This window comes from Bacillus salitolerans (assembly GCF_042680805.1).
Lineage (GTDB): Bacteria > Bacillota > Bacilli > Bacillales > SA4 > Bacillus_CJ > Bacillus_CJ salitolerans.
Map to the genome: position 1 here is coordinate 125393 of NZ_JBHUEM010000003.1, position 17576 is coordinate 142968.

The following is a 17576-nucleotide window of genomic DNA, read 5'->3' on the forward strand; positions in this document are numbered from 1 at the left end:
CAAATTTTACAGAACTAATCTTTTAGAATGATTTGTAACGCTTGCTTTAGATCTGGCTGCCAGTACGTCCAAGTGTGATCTCCATCAAATTCATGAAATGAGGAGTCAAATTTTTTACTTTTCATGAGTGTGGCTAACTCACGATTAGGATTTACAAAATCCTTTGTTTCCCCTTTAGTTGTTTCAACAGCTGTTTCTTTTGTACCGACTGAATGATACAGCTGTAGTAAATGCGGTGAAGGAAAATGTTGGATTTGTTTTTTTACAAAGGAATTAACGAATGGCGACTGCAAAACAATTTTCCCAAATGTATTTGGATATTTTAATCCAGCTAGCAAAGAGACTGTTCCACCTAGTGAATCACCTACAAGTACTCGACCTCTACCCATTTGATACGTGGGATATTTTTCATCCAAATAGGGTACTAGCTCGTGAGCTAAGAACCGTATGTAGCTTTCATGATTTTGACCATTTGGATGATATTTACTATATCGATCATTTACATCCATATAAGGGATACCAATAATCAGGATATTAGGAATCGCTCCATCTTCTAATAATTCCTCTGTGACACGAGCAATTCTTCCGAGGTTAAAATAATCCTGTCCATCTTGTGCAATAACAAGATGATATTTGTAAAGAGGCGTAAAATTAGCCGGCTTATAGAGCATAAGAGTTAATTCTTCTCCTAGAGCTTTACTCATAAAACTGATTTCTTCAATTGTTCCTTTCTTTTGTACCATGTTTATGTATACCTCCAATGATAGTAGCTTTTGCAGTTGGAAAAAAAATACGCAAGTGATATCACAATAATAATATTGTAGCATAAAGTTCTAAAATACTTCTTAATTTGCGCCCTGAATAAGCTCTTACTTTGAAAAAATAAGGAATATGAATGAGGGAGAGATTTTGTATATCCAACCTAACGAAAATCTCCACAACCAAGAGGTATTACTTTACTCATTTGAGGTAAAGAATCGATGATGTATGGAAAAATTGTGATGGCTGATGTTTAATATGCCATAAGAGAAATGAGATTGACGCCTTTTATCAGTTGGTGAACCTGGATTAAAGAGTGTAATACCATTAGCCGTTTCGTTTATTGGAATGTGAGAGTGACCGAATAAGATGATGTTAACATTTTGGTATTTGAAGGTATTCAAAGCCCGAATTGGTGTAGACCTTCCCTTACCTAAATGTCCATGTGTTAAGCCTATGTTAATCCCGTTCAAAGAAATGATTTTTTCAAACCCTAGAATTCTAACGATTTCATCGTTATCAACATTCCCAGCTACTCCTTCAACAGGAGCATATCTATTGAGTTCATAATATAACTCAGCTGTTTGCCAGTCGCCAAGATGAATAATTAAGTCAGCATGTTCAAGTTCAAAATTAAGTTTTCCAGGTAGTTTTTTCGATTTGTTGGGCATATGGGTATCGGATAAGATAATGACTTTTTGTTCATCCACTTTTATTTATAATCTCCTTAAGACTAGATTTTTCAGCTTGCTCTATTAATGTTATACCTTCCTGTGACAGAGGAGTTAATATAAGCTGGTAATGCTCGTCATCTTGTTCCTCAAGAAACATTTTTATATGCTGGTCCCCACCTAAAAACCAACAATCACCATTTAAGGAGGACTTATCATATAAAACATCAAGATGTAAATCAGCACCGACATCATGAACAAAACGATCAAATAGTAAACCTTCTGCCGCACTATCTAATTCACTACTTAGTTTATCCGCATAAAGACTATGTTGAAAATAGCTTTTTGGAATTACATATTGTTTTTGATTCAAATTCATAACCTCCAAGTATTGTACCTGAATGTAGTGTGACAGAAAATAAGGGAAGTTATGTACGAGGTTATTACGGATCTGCAGGGATTGTCGATTTCCTAGATAAGTAATGTTCTTCCGTTCCAAGCTCTCTGTTTATTAGTAACTCCATTAATGCCAAATGTTCTCTTGTGACAATGGGATCCTTCTCTGACCAGTTGATTATATAGACGAAGTAATATTCATTAATGGGTCTAAAAATAACTGATGAGAATGGACAGTAATCATACCGTGCCTTAATGTTATATCTTTTTGTATAGCTCCAATTTAGTAATTTCATTTATATCACCCATACCAACTATAAAATGAAAATTGTTTTCTTTGAAGATATTTTTCTATGGAAAGAATTCACAACACAAATCCAAAAGTTGTTATACATACAAGGTAAACAAATAGAATCAGTACCTTGATTGAAAGATAAAATTATAGAAGAAACATAGTACTAAAAGGCTAATCATAAAAAAGACGCTTGCTTTCTTTTTGTTTTGTTGATATAGAAAGAATATTTTGAAGGGAAAAGGTCCTAGTCGTTTTTCGAAGTAAGCAATACCCTTGTATAAAGGTAGGCGTCATTTTACGAATCATAATAGTACGATGTGTCATTTCTCCTGATATGGATTGATAGATGAGTTCAACAGGTTGTTGATCAAGAAAACAACGGTTTAACGCAGAGTAAAATGGATTCAAGAAGATCACCTCTAAAAACATTATAAACGAACATTTGTTCCGTTTTCGAGTGGGAACATGGACCAAATGTTATAGTTTTTTGGGATATTGACAATGACCAAAATATTCGCTATATTATTGTAAACTACTATATGATTATGACTTGTTAGCTCAGTGGGAGAGCACTTCCTTGACAGGGAAGGGGTCGGGGGTTCAAGTCCCTCACAGGTCATCTTACTCAGAAAGCTGAAAATCCTTTAGTATCAAGGATTTTCAGCTTTTTAATTTTACGATTAAATTGTTGTTTCTTCGCCATAGTCATTATTTGCTAACATTTTGCTAACATTATCTTTTTTTAGACTGTTGTATTGCATTATGGAAAATATCCGCTACTTCATTAAAATCGTTTGGGATTAGATGTGCATATGTTTCTAATGTGATTTTTGGATTTGCATGTCCTAAACGAGCTGAAACTTTTACTAGATCAACTCCTGATGAAATAAGAATCGATGCATGGGTATGTCTGATGTCGTGGAATCTAATAGGTTTTAAATTGGCCGCTTTACAAATACGTTTCATAACACGCAAAACATTACGAGGGTCAAGAAATGAACCTGTTTCTGTGCATATAACTAAGTCGTTATCAAAATATTGGTTATTTAATTTGTATTTCCATTTATTTTGATTCTTTTTATGAATTAGTAATTCATCGATGATAATTTCTGGAATAGGTACTTTTCTTTTTGAATTTAAAGTTTTTAAAGTTGTTAACAAATACCCTTTCTTAGGAATATAAGAAAGGGAACGTTCCACTTGAATGAATCTTTTATCAATATTTATATCCCTCCATTTTAGACCTAATAACTCTCCTCGTCTCATACCTGTATAGAAAGCAAGGAGGAATAATAGATAATATTGTTCCTTTTTACAAACGTTTAGGAAAGAATGTATCTCTTCAAAAGACCATATCTTTATTTCGTCTTTTTTAGCAGATGGTGGATCAGAATCTATAACTGGATTAAAAGCTAGGAGTTGCCATTTAACAGCCTGACTTAAAGATTGATTTAAAATTTGATGCATTTTACGTATATAATTAGTACTAAAATTTTCTGCAATTTTTTTGTTGTAAAAATCATCAATATCTTTGGTCGTTATACTTGAGAGTTTTTTTTCAGAAAAAGGATTTTCATTGATTAGATGTTTCTCTATCATATACCACCTGGCTGATACTGTTGAATCTTTAATTCTTTTTTGATAATGCTCAAAGAACCATCTGCTGATATATGAAGCGAAAGACTCTTTACTTGGTTCGTGATAACGATTTTCATCTAGTTCAATGATTACTTTTCTAAGAGCAGCTTCTGCATCTTTTTTTCGTTGGAATCCACCTTTAGTTTTTTGCTTGCGTTTGCCTGTTTGTGGATCTTTTCCAATATCTACAATATATGAATAGGTGTTACCTCTTTTTAAAATTGTTCCTTTCATTATTACGCCTCCATTTTAGATTTGTTATTAGATAATTAGAATTTCTCCTTTTATAAGTTTTGACAATAAAATATTATTTTATAATCTATTATTCTAATAATTATTAAAATAGAGAGTGATATAATAGGTTTAAGAAAAAGGATAATTTTGTAAATAGGAGGATGCAATAGATGAAAGCAATAGAGATATTGGAGCTGAGTAAATTAAACCTGTGTTGTTCATTGGAAGGAAGTTTTTGTAACCAAAGGAATTCAACTTTAAATTATGAAGAAGTAGATGATCCATTTTTTTCAATTATGGAAAAAGATACTATGTATCAGGAAAGTCGTATAATAATTAAGGAATTGGCAAAGAAACATAATATTAAACTTCCTGAATTTATTAAAGGAAGTAGGGCAATTAGCGAAGCTGTGGATTATTTAACTTCAGATATGGGGATGAATGAAAATCAATTTACTCTACAAAGTTATGTTAGAACTGTTTTCAATAGATTTATAGATTATCTAGAGGATGAGCAAATTGACGTTCAAATAGTCCATGTGAATAGTCGAATTCCTGATCGATTAACATTTTCACATATTAAAGAAGACCTGGTTAAATGTGAAAAGAGGTTTAATGAAGAGGATTATTCTGGAGCAATTACTAGTGCTCGATCATTAGTAGAAGGAGTATGTAACGAGAAATTAGTAAATTTAAATGGTGAACAATTAAAAGATCAGCCTGATTTACCTGCCTTATTTAAACAAGTTAGAATGCACTTAAACTTAGATACAAAAAATCCAAAATTGGAGCAACCATTGAAACAAGTTCTTAACGGTTTAGTGAATATTGTTAATGGGATAGCACAAATTCGTAACGAAAATGGAGATGCACATCACCGAAGATATGAAGTAAACAAGCATCATGCACTAGTAGTTATAAATTCAGCCAAAACAGTTGTAACGTTTCTTTTTAATACTTATGAATATCAGCTTGATAAAGGAATTTTAATTAAAGCTAAATAACGAAGTGATATTAATAAAACTTAAGTATTTAAGTTTTATTTTAAGCATCTTATTGCTTGCCTAATCTTGGATTAGATAAGTACTTCTACAATAAATCTTTAAATTGTCTATAAACTAAATCATTCTCAGGAATCTTAATATAATAATTCCTAATGTAGTATGGCTGTACATAATGTTCTGTAGAAGAAATACTCTTATGGTTTAGCAATTGCATTATTGTTGTAATTGCAGCTCCATTTTCATACATAAGGGTAGCAAAACTATGTCTAAGTGAATGTAGCTTTACCATGGGTAATTTTGCATTTAGTAGATAATATTTCATTAAATAATATACTTTTTCATTAGTGAGTGGTTTGCCACTATCTTGAAATATTTTATCCTTTGATTGTATTGAATTCTCAAGGCAAAATTTATTGATTGATTGTGCTAATCCATTTCTTAAAGGGATTACATGGGAAGTTTTGTTTTTTGTTTTTTGTATATAAATCATCTCATGTTCAATATTAATGTCTTCTATAGTAATAGAAAGTAATTCAGATATTCTACAACCTGTAGAGCAAAGTAAGCTAAATAGTAACAAGTCACGATCTAGGTGGTTACTATTAATAGTTATACTTTGAAAGAATTTAATTAACTCATGGCGGTTTAAAATTCTTGGAAATTTCTTTTGTGGCTTATAGTTAACTAATTTAAAAGTAAGTTGTTGGGTTAATAAAGGAAAATCATAATTTCTATAAAGGTATTTAAAAAAAGATCCCAACGCATTTCTGCAGGTTGAAAGCCAACTAAAATTACTTTGGGCATTTTTAAAGAGGAACTCGTCAATTAGACCAGAATCAAGAGGTTTATAACTTATTGCTATTCCATTATAGTCGAGTTGGTATACTCTTAAAAGGTGTACCTCATTTAAAATAACGTCCATCTTTTCTGCCAAAAATTCTCCAAATTGTATGAGTGGCTTAGAGTAAATTGCTTTAGATTTATCTGAAAGATTAGCAACTGCTAAGAATTTTTCTAATTCTTTTACAAAATAATCCATAATTAATCAATTAACTCCTTTATCAATTTTTCAAATTGTAGGGGGTATTTATTTAATACTTCATCTCTTAAGTCTAAGGGTAATAACTGTACATAAATTCTAGTTGTTTCAGGATTCGTATGACCAAGGATTTGTGTTAGATAAGCAAGATTCATCCCCGATCTTAAACAATTAACTGCAAAAGTATGCCTAAAAGAATGTGGGGAGAATCCCTGGTCTATTAATCCGGAATCGGATAAAATATTTTTCACTTGATATCTAATGGTTCTGGTTAATATAGGTTTCTTACGCAACTCTCCTTCGTCATGGCAAAATAGCAAACCTTCATGATTTCTTGTCCATTCCGTACCTGACATTTCAAGATATTTTAGAATAACACGTTTCACTTCCGGGAACAAAGGAACGATTCTTTCTTTTTTTCCTTTACCCATTATTCTAATAATATTATTTTCAATATCGAAATCTTTCACCTTAACTGTTACAATCTCTTCGGATCTACATCCAGTCGACAAAAGAAAACATACCATCGCTCTCCACCTATATCCATAGGTCCTGTTTAAAGAGACTTTCAGAATATTTTTTGCTTGTTTACTAGTAAAATATCTAGGGAATATTTCTGTTTTATGATTTTCAAATTTGTAAGTTAAATCCTTTTCTATATAATCAGTGTAGTATGCATACTTAAGCAATGCTTTAATTATCCCAGTATATTTATTAAGGGTATAGGGGGATAATGAACTGTTTTTTCTAGGTTCAAGCGTAGAGATAAATGAATATAATAACTGTTCATTGAGTGTATAAATTGATGACATAGTTTCTATGGATGTATCTTTCTGTGATAAGTATTTCTTAAATCTAATAAGAAAATTGCTATATGTCTCAAAAGTAGATTCACTTCTCTTCCCTATGTTTACTAATTGATTTAAATGAATTAGGAAATTGTCAATAATTTCATCAATTTTTGGTTCTTTTATTTTAGGGACTTTGGCTGTACTTAAAGAAAATAATTGCTCTTTTGTAATACCTAATTCACTACATACTAAATCATAATCAACAGTTGATTGAATTTTTATTGCCACCTTTACTCCTCCTTAAATAAGTATTCATACGGATCGTGGGGTAAGGAATTGGAAAGCAAGCGTTTAGTGCTTCTTTCAAGGTAAATTAATGTTGAAACAAAGTGTTTATGTCCAACAGCTTTTGAAACTTGTTCGAAACTATTATTGTTGTCCAGGGCATTAGTGATATAACTATGTCTTAGAGCCTTAGGGGAATATTTTGAGGCTTTATATAGTCTAAGATTAGCTTTATAAAAAATGGAATTTATTGCATTAATATTCAAAGGTTTATTATATTTATTTAAGAAAAGTGCACTATGTTGACCTATAATTCTAGAACGTTGTTTAAAATATTCATATAAATAACTAAATGCAAAAGGATTAATTTTAAGTTTTCTTTGACCAGACTTTTTACTTTTTAATAAAACGCATCTCTCTGAAATTAGTACACTTTCCATTTCCATGTTGATTATTTCTATAGGGCGACATCCAGTATCTATAACCAACAATGCAATTGAAATATCCCTTAATGGATACTTTGAGTGATTTGAAATATTTTGGAGAATTCTAACTATTTCTTGAGAAGGGACATATTCATTACTTCTATTTGCTTTAACTCTAAATCGTTCTGGTATAGTATAAGATTCTTTGTACACCTTACCTCGATTTACATATTCAATGTATAACTTAATAGCTCTTAAGTATAAAAGAGCGGAACTTCTTTCAAGATTCTCCAGATTTACTTTATGATCAAGGTAGTAATGGAACCTTTCTAGATTCTCTGAAGCTATATAGTCAGTATTAAAATCAGAAAGATAGTTATTTTGTAACAAAAATTTATAATAATAAAGTAATCTCTTTTGATAATAATTAACATTGCTATAGTTTCTATTTTCAAGGTCTTTAAGAAATTCTATTATTTTTGAAGGTACATTCTTATTTTCAAATCTCCTCATATTTTTATCTTTAGCGTTAATTGGTATATTGTGTTGGTATATAAAACTGATTTTGTTTTGAGTAGATAAAAACTTCAAAAAGCTCTGGACCCTCCTAATTCTACTTATACCTATTCTTCTAGTAATTTTATTTGTATCTATAGCTTGTTTAATAACTTGCTCAAAGCTCGTGATAAATTCCAACTTGAAATCATTAATTTCTGTAATATTAAATTGTTCTTTAATAAAGCTAAAAAGTTTTTTTAATTCATAGAAATATAACCGATAGGTCCCTACTTTTAAATTTGAGATTGAATCAAGAAAATCCAAATATTCAACTGGAAATTCATGAAAATTATTTAATTTAATTTCTGGTTGAGAAAAATCATCATAATAACCTTGTTTATTAATTAAGTTTGTTTCCATGAAACACCTCAATTGTTATTGTTTAAATACTAGAAATATGATATTGTTTAATCATTAAGTTTTTGTTTTGCTCATGTTAGAGCCTGATTTTGAAGTTTATAAACCCTAAGGGTGGCATGTATTCATTTGAGGAATACGTCTACTTTTAGGGTTTTTTGTTTTTTCTTATTACCATTATGGGTAAGGAATCGCAATTCCATTCCTTATTTTTCCAAAAATTTTCCTGGAATTTTTGTTCTAGGTGAAAATCCTTTATTTAATTAAAGGATACATTGGTCAATTTTTAAATAAAATTAATTCTTATAAGTAGGAATACATTAATAAGCCTAATGATCTTTATAAAAAATTGTTAAAAAATATGAATAGGGGGTGTTTGCCTGTATGATTCTTGGATTAATTAAACTTTATATTAGTAATATTCAAACTCGTAGGGCTTCTTAAATGAACATTCTTAATTTGTCTATAAAACATTTTGTAAAGAATCTACTTTTTTCATTAGGCTGTACTTTTAAAAGTACAAAGCTGATATAAATCAAATATAAGGTTATCTTTTTCTTAGGTGATTAAATTGACCAAAGCAAAAAGAGAAAAGATCTTATTTGATTATTTAAAAAACTATAGGGAAGTAATAGCCTTTTTGCAGAATAGAATTACAGAGGAAGAGTACATAAAAATTCATTTAGATTCTAATGGAAAAAATATTTATCCTTGGGATGAATTGTACATTTTATATAATAAAATTGAAGTCTATAGAAAGTTATTATTAAAACTTTCATTAAAGTCCAGAAGAAGGTTATTACTAAATAAGGAAGTAATGGGTTTTGCAATTAGGGAATTTTTTATAAGGTACAATGTTTCATCTGATATGATTTCAAGGTTTATTGGAATCAAGAAAGAGAAACGGAGTACCAGAATTATGGAAGAAAAACAGAAAATTTCTAACCCACAGTTAGTAAGAACACTTATACAAAAAGAAACTTTTCCTAAGGAACTAGTATGTTTTCTAGCAATTCTTACAAGAGTACCAGTTGATTGGCTTGAAGAAGAAAAACCAGGTGGGAGGTGGACTACGCATCATTTTAACTTTGAAGGAGTATTTAAAGTTAAAGAGGATCAGTTTATTGATTTTATAAATTCTCATAATGTAGAAGAACATGATGTGAAGGGTGTAATTATTGAATTTCCTGATGAAATTACTCTTTTTTTACGCTTTGAATGGATAAAAGGAGCTTTTATTATTGATTTATTTAATGAGAAAGCTACCTTAATTGAATTCACTAAATTAAAAAACCTACTTCAAGGTTTTTATATGGAGATTGGTTACACCAAAACTGTGATTCCATCTCAGTATAATTTTATCTTTGTTTGTAAAAATAAGTCTAGCAAACTAGTTTGCTTACCTTTTCCTTTATTAAACTTTTAAAAGTACAGTGATATATAAATTTCATAAATAGAACAATCTTCTTTTATAAGGAGGTTGTTTTTTTATGAATAGTATTTACTCTGATGATAGTAGGAATGACCAAAAAAGGAACATAGTTCTGAAAATTTTAGATGAATGGATAATAGAGTATGAAAAAAGTAATAAAGAAATGTTAGAACAAAATATGGGTGATAAAAATGACAGATAAAACTGAAATTGGTTATCCTTTAGTACTAACTGCTAATGAGATAAGTGAACTACTGCAGATCTCTAAACCAACAGCATATGAAATCATGAATAGAAGCGATTTTCCACTAATAAAATTCGGAAGAACAAAACGAGTAATGAGACAAGACTTTTTATTATGGTTGGAACATAAAAAAAACAAAGAAAAAGCACAAAACTAAACTGTGCTTTTCTTTGTTTTTTTATGTTAAAGTAATTAAAATCTCCCTAAATTCTTAATTGCATAAGACAATTTCTCAAAAAAAGTGGGGGATTTTAAATCTTTAAGCTGATTTTCCATAAGAAAAAATTCCGAAATATGTTCTGGAACAGGTTTTCCTTGATTCTGATATTTCCAAAGCCTTGTCCTTTCCAAAGCTAAATGAACACTCATCCTTACCCATCTAGGGTTATAAAATCGACTATAATCTTCTTCTCTCCAATACTCTTGACCTTCATGATTGTTTCTAATAAGAAAGCTATTATAGAATATTTCTTCATTATGGTTAATATTTCTAACCCAAATTTTTGCATCCTTATGTAGATAAGCAATATTTATTTTATGATTTTTTTTCATTGCCATTGAACCAATATCAGTAAACAATTGCTTATCGTATTCCTCAAGATGACAAAAACAACCTGACCAATTCCAATCATTTTCAGCAGGTTTATGCAATTTTGACTTTTCGAATGTCTTACTTATATCTAATAGATCAGTGATCTCATTATTAATAAATTCAAATGAATGATGAAAACCTCTTAATTTTGGATTATTAATGAAGGAATTTGATGTATATGGTTTACAGTTGAAACCGTAATCATCTATTCGAATTATCTTCACATATTCCTTTAGCATTAAATCACTCCTTCTAAAGTAATACAAACCATTTAAACCAAACATACATATACCAGCATAGACTAAGTTTTCAGAAGCGTCTAGAATCCATTGTGCTATTGGAATTTTGTATATTTTTAGTTTTGTAGAAGAACTAATTGAAAGCTATATAAACGCTATGACCGTTTTGAAGGTGAATCTAAGGGTAAAGAAGTACGAATCCTACAGGTAGGCAGGGGCTATTATTTTGTAAATTTTCCAATCGAATTTGATGGAGAAAGAACCTTTTAGGACGGAACGTTAACCATTACTAGGGATGGTAACAAGCAAGAGTATTCAGCAGTAAAACTAACAGGCAAAGACTTGCTAGGATTTTACTCACCTGAAATTGATAACTTATTATGGCTGATGGGATTATACTTTGGTTTAGTCATCGTCTCGTCCTTTTTTCAATATTGGCAAAGAGTGTATTTACAAATATCCTCAAACCGTATTATCCAACGAATGAGGAAGGACGTGTTTAGACACATTCAACGATTATCCATGAACTATTTCGATAACCTTCCAGCTGATAAGGTTGTTTCGAGAGTTACGAATGATACGGAAGCAATTAGAGATTTATTCGTTACCGTTTTGTCAACATTCTTTACGGGTGTCATCTATATAACAGGAATCTATATCGCACTCTTTTTACTAGACTTAAGACTTGCGGCAATTTGTTTAATTCTAGTGCCAATCTTAATTGTTTGGATGATCATTTATCGTAAATATGCTTCAAAATATAATCATGTTATTCGTTCAACGCTAAGTGATATTAACGGAATGATTAATGAAAGTATTCAAGGTATGACGATTATTCAAGCGTTCAAACGTCAAAAGGAAACAACAAAAGGGTTTGAAGTGATGAATGAAAAGTATTTTACTTATCAAAATAAGCTTCTAAACTTAAACTCAATGACTTCACATAACTTAGTTTTCGTTCTTAGAAACTTAGCATTCGTTGCACTCATTTGGTATTTTGGAGGAGCATCTCTACAAATTGGAACCGTGATTTCAATTGGAGTTCTTTATGCCTTTGTTGACTATCTGAATCGTTTGTTCCAACCGATAACAGAAATTGTGAATCAGCTAGCTTTACTAGAACAAGCATTAGTTGCTTCAGAGCGTGTTTTTGAACTGTTGGATGAAGAGGGCATAGAAGTTTCAGATGAAGGTACACCTAGATATAAAGGTAACGTTACATTTGATAATGTCTCTTTTGGTTATAAAGAAGGCGAATACGTGTTAAAAGATATTAATATAGAAGCAAAGCAAGGCGAAACTGTTGCCCTTGTCGGTCATACAGGATCAAGGAAAAGTTCGATCATGAACCTATTATTCCGTTTCTATGATACGGTAGAAGGAAAAATTTTAATTGATGGAAAGGATATCCAGGACCTAACGAAGCAGCAGGTTCGAAAGCATATGGGAATTGTGCTGCAGGATCCATTCTTATTCACAGGTACGATTGCTTCCAACGTAAGCTTAGATGACCCTCAGAAACTTTAGTAAGAAAAAGATTTCCCTACAAGGTTTTTAATAAAGAACTAAAAGAGGTCATAGATGAAATCTTAGATGAGTTATCAAATAAGAATCTAACTATTCGAAAATAAATGTATTTTTGAGATTTTGTCATAATGCAAGATTTATATTTACTTTGATTAGTAGAAGGAGAAATTACAAGAATTGAATGATGGAGTCCAAAGAGAAAAAACAATTAATTTTGAAGTTATGTAAGAAATACAAATGAGAGATGTCAACTGAACTTAAACTGGTTTATGATGTTCGTAATAATAAATTAAGTCCTGATTATAAATATGATTTGATACACACAAATGACCCTGTAAAAACACCATACTATAATGCAAAAGAGTGGTTTAAACAAATTAAGAAGATAGCTAGATAGTAATTAGTGTTAATTTAGAGGATAACGCTATTTTGGTGGAACTTATTGTAAAAAACGGGGAAGGTTAGTTTAATAAGAGAGTATCAGTTTACTGCATTAATTAGAATAAGCAGGATAAGTTTTTTAATATGGAGAAAATATTAATACCTTTGCTTCTTAGAGGAAGTAAAGCTATTAATTTTTTTATTACTATAGAGGTAGGTATACATGAATAACAAATTTCTAGATTTATTCGGTGAGATATTAATGCACAAAGTCCGGGATGAAGCTATTGAACAATGGGAAATGACTATTGAACGGAAAATGAGGAGTGAGGATTGCCAAAGAATATTTAATCTTGTAGCTGAAAGTGGTCAAACAGAATTAATTAATGAATTAATTCCTCAAATTGTAGATACAACCTTACATCATCAACTTTTGACGTTAGAACAAGAAAATTCTATAGATATTTCAGTTAGTAATGACGATAAAAAGGTAAGTCTTAAAGCTTTGAGTGACGGTCTACCAGGTGAACTTTATACAGAAGATGGTTGGATCTTGCGCTTTAGTAATAAATAAAAGCTTATTAAGGTTAAAGGGAAGCATTCCTGTAATGAATAAAAATGGAATTTGAACAAAAAAATAACCTCTTGGTATGATATGAGTGTCCGTGCTTGGCGGCAAAAAGGACAAATCATATATTCCAGGAGGTTTTCAAAATGAATTATAACCAAAATAATAAGATTGCTCAAATTACTTCTCAAACACTAATTATAGGTGTTGATATTGCGAAATTCAAACACGTAGCTCGTGCGCAGGACTTCAGAGGTTTGGAGTTTGGTAAACCTCTACACTTCGAAAATACTAGATATAGTTTTGATATATTTGTTGAATGGATTAAAGAGATTCAGGACCAACAAAACATGAATATGGTAATCATCGGTGTTGAACCTACGGGACACTACTGGCTTAATTTAGCCCATTATCTTAAGGAAACTGATCTTAAGTTAGTGGTTGTTAATCCAGCTCATGTTAAGAAGACAAAGGAATTAGATGATAATTCCCCTACGAAAAATGATGTGAAAGATGCAAAGGTCATTGCCCAATTAGTGAAAGACGGAAGATACTCTGAACCTAATATTCCAGAAGGAATATATGCTGATCTCAGAATCGCTGGAAAAATACGCGATCAATTATCCATTGATCTTCAAGCTGTACAAGGACAAATTCACAATTGGATTGATCGTTATTTTCCAGAATTCCTTACGGTATTCAAGGATTGGGAAGGGCTGTCAGCTCTGCAAATATTAAAACTGAATCTACTTCCACATGAGTTAGTTGAACTCCCTGATCAAGAGTTATTAGCTCATATTAGAAAAGCAGCAAAACGTGCAGTAGGTATAGGTAGAATAGAAGAATTAAAGAAGGCGGCCAGTGTTTCTATTGGAATCAGTGAGGGTTCAGATTTCGCCAAGTTAGAGTTAAGCACATTGTTAGATAAGTATGAACTCATTACAAAAAAGTTTGAACAACTAGAGGTTAAAAGGGACGAGTTATTAGCACAAATACCAGGAGTACACCAAATGCTAGCGATAACTGGTATAGGAAAAGACACGATAGCTGGGTTCTTTGCGGAGGTTGGAGATCTACGTTATTACTCACATCCTCGTCAAATTATTAAACTTGCAGGATTAAGTTTGATGGAGCACACGTCAGGCAAACATAAGGGGCAAACTAGAACTACAAAGAGAGGCAGGAAGAACTTACGAGCCCTCTTGTTTAGAGTTGTCATGCCCCTTGTAGCTAAGAATTCTGCTTTTAAAGCTTTACATGAATACTATACCAAACGTCCTGACAATCCATTGAAAAAGATGCAGTCACTGATTGCTTTATGTAATAAATTGATTCGAGTTTTATTTGCGATAGGTAAGAAGCATTTTGTGTTTAGTGAAGAAAGAATGTTGAAGGATATTCCTCATATGGCTGTAGTGCAAAAGGTAGCTTAGTAATCTCGATAGAACGTATAGAACATGATTATATAGTAGTTTATCTCATTAATTGATAGACATTTGAAGCACGGATTAGTCAGTAAAACAACTAAAATACGGACATAGATCCTGTCGGGAAGCATAACTGACATCTACCTCATGGAAAGGTTGGACGAAGGAATTTTGGAGCATAGACTCTGCGAGATATGGGAGGGTTGACCCCCATGAGAAATGTAGACATCCACCAGTGCGACCATACTTTAACTGAGTTTCCACCTTTTGGATAGAGGTGGTTTGGATACCTACAGTCGTTTTTGCTTCTCAACTCCAAAATATGCCTATATTACAACTTTACACCATGTTATCAATGTCGACTAAAAATGGATCGATATAAAATCATGAGAAAACACGAGAAATCGAGAGATTTACCTTTCTATATAGGGGGGAGTTTAGTTGAAAAAGAGGAACGGCAATTGACTAATGAAGTCTAACGCGGGAACAAAATTTGAGAATTCTAATATTAGGGGCAACTGGGTTTCTAGGCTCCACTTTATTTGGTTTAGCTGAAGATTTAAATTACACCGTATTGGGCACTTCAAGATATGTACATGAAAAATCAAATATAATAAAATTGGACGTAACTGATAAAAATGAAGTAGGACAAATTATACAAGAGTATCTACCAGATGTGGTTATATGGACAGTATTAAACATGAATGAAGAGGATTTACTTATAAACGCTGGCCTGACAAACCTAATGTCAGCAATAAGTGAAGAAATGAAACTTATATTTCTCTCTACAGATGGCGTTTTTTCAGAAGGAATAGGAGGGTATACAGAATCTGATAAAACGATACCAATAGCTGAAGAAGCACCTTTAGCTACTTATTTTAATTCAAAAATAATAGGTGAAAAGAAGGTTCGAGATAATCACCCAAACCACATAATTCTTCGTACAGGTCCACTTTATGGAAAGGATCTAAATCAGAATATTGAACAGAGAACCCAAAAGATGATTAGTGAAGTTGAGGAAAAAGGTTTCTTTCATGCGGCTTCAAATATGTATCGTACATTTGTACATATTGATGATTTATCAAAAGCCATCTTAGAGCTTTCAAATATGGACTTTAATGGGACGTTACATGTAGGGCCATTACAAAAAGAAAGTTATTTTACATTTTACCAAAAGCGACTTCGAAATTTGGGTTATGATGAAATTGTAATAAAACCTTCCTTGTTAGATCCAAATGAGAATCCGTTTATACCACTAGATACATCATTAAATACACAAAGAGTAAATGGTTTATTTAAATCACTATTTAGAAGTTTAAAATGAATCATAACTTTAGATATTGAATTTCCGGTGTACGATGATTCATGAAGGTATTGACGGTTTTTTTAGGGGATTATTGAGCTAAAGGGTAAGGATAGGTTGAACAAAACAACAAAAAAAGCTCGGATGTTCTACCGAGCTTACTCTATTTATTCACTTAATACAAGAAAAAATCAATACAACTGGTATTCTTTGTCTTCTTTCAAACTCTTCTTGACTACTAAAATGCTCACGTTTCGGAGCACCTTCTCGTAAGTCAACTATCGTAAAGCCTGATAAAGTAAGAGACTTAAAGTATTGTTCTATGGAACGATGATATTTAACCACTGTTTGTTCAATCCAAGGCTCTCTTCTTTCACCTTCAATAAAATAATCATCTACTATCCAATTTCCACGTTTATCTCCTGTATCTTTACTTATGAAGGAAGATGTAGTAAGAGGATGTTGAACACTGAATATAAATTTCCCTTTATGTTTTAGTGTTTTATATACATTATCAAACAGTTCATTGATATTAGACACATAATGAAATGCAAAACGAGAAGTTACTATATCAAATTCATTATTAGGATAACTATAAGACTCCATAGTACCGTGTTGAATTCTTCCGTTTTCTCCAATAATATTTCTATTGGCGGAATCCGCCATTTGCTTAGACCCTTCAATTCCTGTATAAGAACCCACTCCTTGATCTAAAAGTTCTTTACCAAAGGAGGCATCCTCACAACCTAGGTCTAAGATGATTTTATCCTGATAGTCTCCAATGAGTTCATAAATAATTGGTCCTTCAATAGCGTTAAAGTTCTATTGATTTTATATCCTCTTCCTTCGGCACCTCAACTTCATTTACTTTGTTTAAATGTGGTTCTCTATCCATCAAAATAGCCCCCTCACAAGAACCTTTTTAAACTATTTTTAGGTATTAATCGTATTTTAGGTATTTCTAGCTTTTTAGCTATCTCCTGTAAACTCATATCATGATAGTAGAATAAGAAAATGCTGTTCTGATACTTATCTGGCAATTTTCCAATTGCTGCTAGAGATCTAGATTTTCCTCAGTTTTCACACCTGGGAAAACTGTTATATTATTTCTGAAGCAATTCCATTTTTCCTCTTTCTTTTGGACATGAATAGCACGGTTAATAAATATTTTCATTAACCAAGTTAGGAAATATTGCTCGTTTCTTAACTGGTTAATGGAGGAAAATGCTGTATAGGCAGTTCTTGTACCACATCCAAAGCATCCTCACGATTTCTGACATACAAATATGCCGTTCTGTATAGGCGATCACTATGCTCAATAAGCAATTTTTTAGAAACATCTGAATCACCCCGGATGGCTTTTCTAACTAAATTTATTTCACCCAACTCTTTTACCTACCTTTACTCATTA

The 17576-nt window shown here is 31.6% G+C and carries 19 protein-coding genes, 1 tRNA gene and 1 pseudogene; 9 read left to right on the top strand and 12 right to left on the bottom strand.

Translation table 11 applies throughout. The features are described 5' to 3' along the window. Positions 1 to 14 precede the first annotated feature (14 nt). From ACFSCX_RS02195 to ACFSCX_RS02215, 5 genes are all read right to left on the bottom strand, one after another. On the bottom strand, positions 15 to 743 hold the full coding sequence (locus ACFSCX_RS02195) for an alpha/beta hydrolase (RefSeq protein WP_377926464.1): 729 nt from the start codon (positions 741 to 743) through the stop codon (positions 15 to 17). 213 nt (positions 744 to 956) lie between these two features. Then, the gene (locus tag ACFSCX_RS02200) at positions 957 to 1469 is read right to left on the bottom strand and encodes a YfcE family phosphodiesterase (protein ID WP_377926465.1); all 513 of its coding nucleotides are present in this window, start codon (positions 1467 to 1469) and stop codon (positions 957 to 959) included. Further along, positions 1462 to 1803 carry a hypothetical protein gene (locus ACFSCX_RS02205; protein ID WP_377926466.1) on the bottom strand — a complete coding sequence of 114 codons (342 nt, stop codon included), beginning with the start codon at positions 1801 to 1803 and terminating at the stop codon, positions 1462 to 1464. Before ACFSCX_RS02205 ends, ACFSCX_RS02200 begins: the two co-directional genes overlap by 8 nt. A 70-nt stretch (positions 1804 to 1873) precedes the next feature. Further along, complete coding sequence (locus tag ACFSCX_RS02210) at positions 1874 to 2122, bottom strand: hypothetical protein (RefSeq protein ID WP_377926467.1); 249 nt, start codon at positions 2120 to 2122, stop codon at positions 1874 to 1876. 170 nt (positions 2123 to 2292) lie between these two features. After that, the gene (locus ACFSCX_RS02215) at positions 2293 to 2529 is read right to left on the bottom strand and encodes a WYL domain-containing protein (RefSeq protein WP_377926469.1); all 237 of its coding nucleotides are present in this window, start codon (positions 2527 to 2529) and stop codon (positions 2293 to 2295) included. Between the two features lie 139 nt (positions 2530 to 2668). On the opposite strand from ACFSCX_RS02215, the gene ACFSCX_RS02220 reads away from it, so the two are divergent. After that, positions 2669 to 2740 (top strand) — tRNA-Val (locus ACFSCX_RS02220). Positions 2741 to 2853: 113 nt separating this feature from the next. Here the strand turns inward: ACFSCX_RS02220 and ACFSCX_RS02225 are convergent. Next, entirely contained in the window at positions 2854 to 3993 is a 1140-nt protein-coding gene (locus ACFSCX_RS02225; protein ID WP_377926470.1) for a site-specific integrase, read from the bottom strand. Positions 3994 to 4163: 170 nt separating this feature from the next. On the opposite strand from ACFSCX_RS02225, the gene ACFSCX_RS02230 reads away from it, so the two are divergent. Continuing rightward, positions 4164 to 4997, top strand: a complete 834-nt coding sequence (locus tag ACFSCX_RS02230; RefSeq protein WP_377926471.1) for an abortive infection family protein — start codon at positions 4164 to 4166, stop codon at positions 4995 to 4997. Positions 4998 to 5082: 85 nt separating this feature from the next. Here the strand turns inward: ACFSCX_RS02230 and ACFSCX_RS02235 are convergent, their stop codons facing one another. The 3 genes from ACFSCX_RS02235 to ACFSCX_RS02245 are packed head-to-tail and all read right to left on the bottom strand — an operon-like array spanning position 5083 to position 8455. Next, entirely contained in the window at positions 5083 to 6036 is a 954-nt protein-coding gene (locus ACFSCX_RS02235; RefSeq protein ID WP_377926472.1) for a tyrosine-type recombinase/integrase, read from the bottom strand. Between the two features lie 2 nt (positions 6037 to 6038). Then, on the bottom strand, positions 6039 to 7115 hold the full coding sequence (locus tag ACFSCX_RS02240; RefSeq protein WP_377926473.1) for a tyrosine-type recombinase/integrase: 1077 nt from the start codon (positions 7113 to 7115) through the stop codon (positions 6039 to 6041). A 2-nt stretch (positions 7116 to 7117) separates the two neighbouring features. Next, entirely contained in the window at positions 7118 to 8455 is a 1338-nt protein-coding gene (locus ACFSCX_RS02245) for a tyrosine-type recombinase/integrase (RefSeq protein WP_377926474.1), read from the bottom strand. A 568-nt stretch (positions 8456 to 9023) separates the two neighbouring features. Between ACFSCX_RS02245 and ACFSCX_RS02250 the strand changes: the two genes are divergently transcribed. The 3 genes from ACFSCX_RS02250 (at position 9024) to ACFSCX_RS02260 (ending at position 10285) form a co-directional block, all read left to right on the top strand. After that, positions 9024 to 9878, top strand: a complete 855-nt coding sequence (locus ACFSCX_RS02250; protein ID WP_377926475.1) for a hypothetical protein — start codon at positions 9024 to 9026, stop codon at positions 9876 to 9878. Between the two features lie 64 nt (positions 9879 to 9942). Next, entirely contained in the window at positions 9943 to 10086 is a 144-nt protein-coding gene (locus ACFSCX_RS02255) for a hypothetical protein (RefSeq protein WP_377926476.1), read from the top strand. Further along, the gene (locus ACFSCX_RS02260; RefSeq protein WP_377926478.1) at positions 10076 to 10285 is read left to right on the top strand and encodes a helix-turn-helix domain-containing protein; all 210 of its coding nucleotides are present in this window, start codon (positions 10076 to 10078) and stop codon (positions 10283 to 10285) included. The genes ACFSCX_RS02255 and ACFSCX_RS02260 overlap by 11 nt, the downstream gene beginning before the upstream one ends. A gap of 35 nt (positions 10286 to 10320) precedes the next feature. On the opposite strand, the gene ACFSCX_RS02265 is transcribed toward ACFSCX_RS02260, so the two are convergent. Beyond that, the gene (locus tag ACFSCX_RS02265; RefSeq protein ID WP_377926480.1) at positions 10321 to 11004 is read right to left on the bottom strand and encodes a hypothetical protein; all 684 of its coding nucleotides are present in this window, start codon (positions 11002 to 11004) and stop codon (positions 10321 to 10323) included. Positions 11005 to 11106: 102 nt separating this feature from the next. Here ACFSCX_RS02265 and ACFSCX_RS02270 point away from each other — a divergent pair. The 4 genes and pseudogenes from ACFSCX_RS02270 to ACFSCX_RS02285 form a co-directional block, all read left to right on the top strand. After that, positions 11107 to 12474: pseudogene (locus ACFSCX_RS02270) on the top strand (ABC transporter ATP-binding protein); the annotation flags it as partial. Positions 12475 to 13129: 655 nt separating this feature from the next. Next, complete coding sequence (locus ACFSCX_RS02275; RefSeq protein WP_377926481.1) at positions 13130 to 13441, top strand: epimerase; 312 nt, start codon at positions 13130 to 13132, stop codon at positions 13439 to 13441. Positions 13442 to 13581: 140 nt separating this feature from the next. After that, positions 13582 to 14868 (top strand): IS110 family RNA-guided transposase, encoded by a 1287-nt coding sequence (locus ACFSCX_RS02280; RefSeq protein WP_377926482.1) that lies wholly within the window; start codon positions 13582 to 13584, stop codon positions 14866 to 14868. 487 nt (positions 14869 to 15355) lie between these two features. Next, positions 15356 to 16186 carry a sugar nucleotide-binding protein gene (locus tag ACFSCX_RS02285; protein ID WP_377926483.1) on the top strand — a complete coding sequence of 277 codons (831 nt, stop codon included), beginning with the start codon at positions 15356 to 15358 and terminating at the stop codon, positions 16184 to 16186. A 150-nt stretch (positions 16187 to 16336) separates the two neighbouring features. Here the strand turns inward: ACFSCX_RS02285 and ACFSCX_RS02290 are convergent, their stop codons facing one another. After that, complete coding sequence (locus ACFSCX_RS02290; RefSeq protein WP_377927055.1) at positions 16337 to 16975, bottom strand: class I SAM-dependent methyltransferase; 639 nt, start codon at positions 16973 to 16975, stop codon at positions 16337 to 16339. 98 nt (positions 16976 to 17073) lie between these two features. Continuing rightward, a complete protein-coding gene (locus ACFSCX_RS02295; RefSeq protein ID WP_377927056.1) occupies positions 17074 to 17214 on the bottom strand; it encodes a sigma factor-like helix-turn-helix DNA-binding protein in 141 nt (46 codons plus the stop codon). Between the last annotated feature and the right edge of the window lie 362 nt (positions 17215 to 17576).

Bases quoted from the DNA above. Each gene is read 5' to 3' on its own strand.
- ACFSCX_RS02195 (WP_377926464.1), bottom strand. From the start codon at position 743: ATGGTACAAAAGAAAGGAACAATTGAAGAAATCAGTTTTATGAGTAAA.
- ACFSCX_RS02255 (WP_377926476.1), top strand. From the start codon at position 9,943: ATGAATAGTATTTACTCTGATGATAGTAGGAATGACCAAAAAAGGAAC.
- ACFSCX_RS02230 (WP_377926471.1), top strand. From the start codon at position 4,164: ATGAAAGCAATAGAGATATTGGAGCTGAGTAAATTAAACCTGTGTTGT.
- ACFSCX_RS02245 (WP_377926474.1), bottom strand. From the start codon at position 8,455: ATGGAAACAAACTTAATTAATAAACAAGGTTATTATGATGATTTTTCT.
- ACFSCX_RS02235 (WP_377926472.1), bottom strand. From the start codon at position 6,036: ATGGATTATTTTGTAAAAGAATTAGAAAAATTCTTAGCAGTTGCTAAT.
- ACFSCX_RS02280 (WP_377926482.1), top strand. From the start codon at position 13,582: ATGAATTATAACCAAAATAATAAGATTGCTCAAATTACTTCTCAAACA.
- ACFSCX_RS02210 (WP_377926467.1), bottom strand. From the start codon at position 2,122: ATGAAATTACTAAATTGGAGCTATACAAAAAGATATAACATTAAGGCA.
- ACFSCX_RS02275 (WP_377926481.1), top strand. From the start codon at position 13,130: ATGCACAAAGTCCGGGATGAAGCTATTGAACAATGGGAAATGACTATT.
- ACFSCX_RS02260 (WP_377926478.1), top strand. From the start codon at position 10,076: ATGACAGATAAAACTGAAATTGGTTATCCTTTAGTACTAACTGCTAAT.
- ACFSCX_RS02265 (WP_377926480.1), bottom strand. From the start codon at position 11,004: ATGTTTGGTTTAAATGGTTTGTATTACTTTAGAAGGAGTGATTTAATG.
- ACFSCX_RS02225 (WP_377926470.1), bottom strand. From the start codon at position 3,993: ATGAAAGGAACAATTTTAAAAAGAGGTAACACCTATTCATATATTGTA.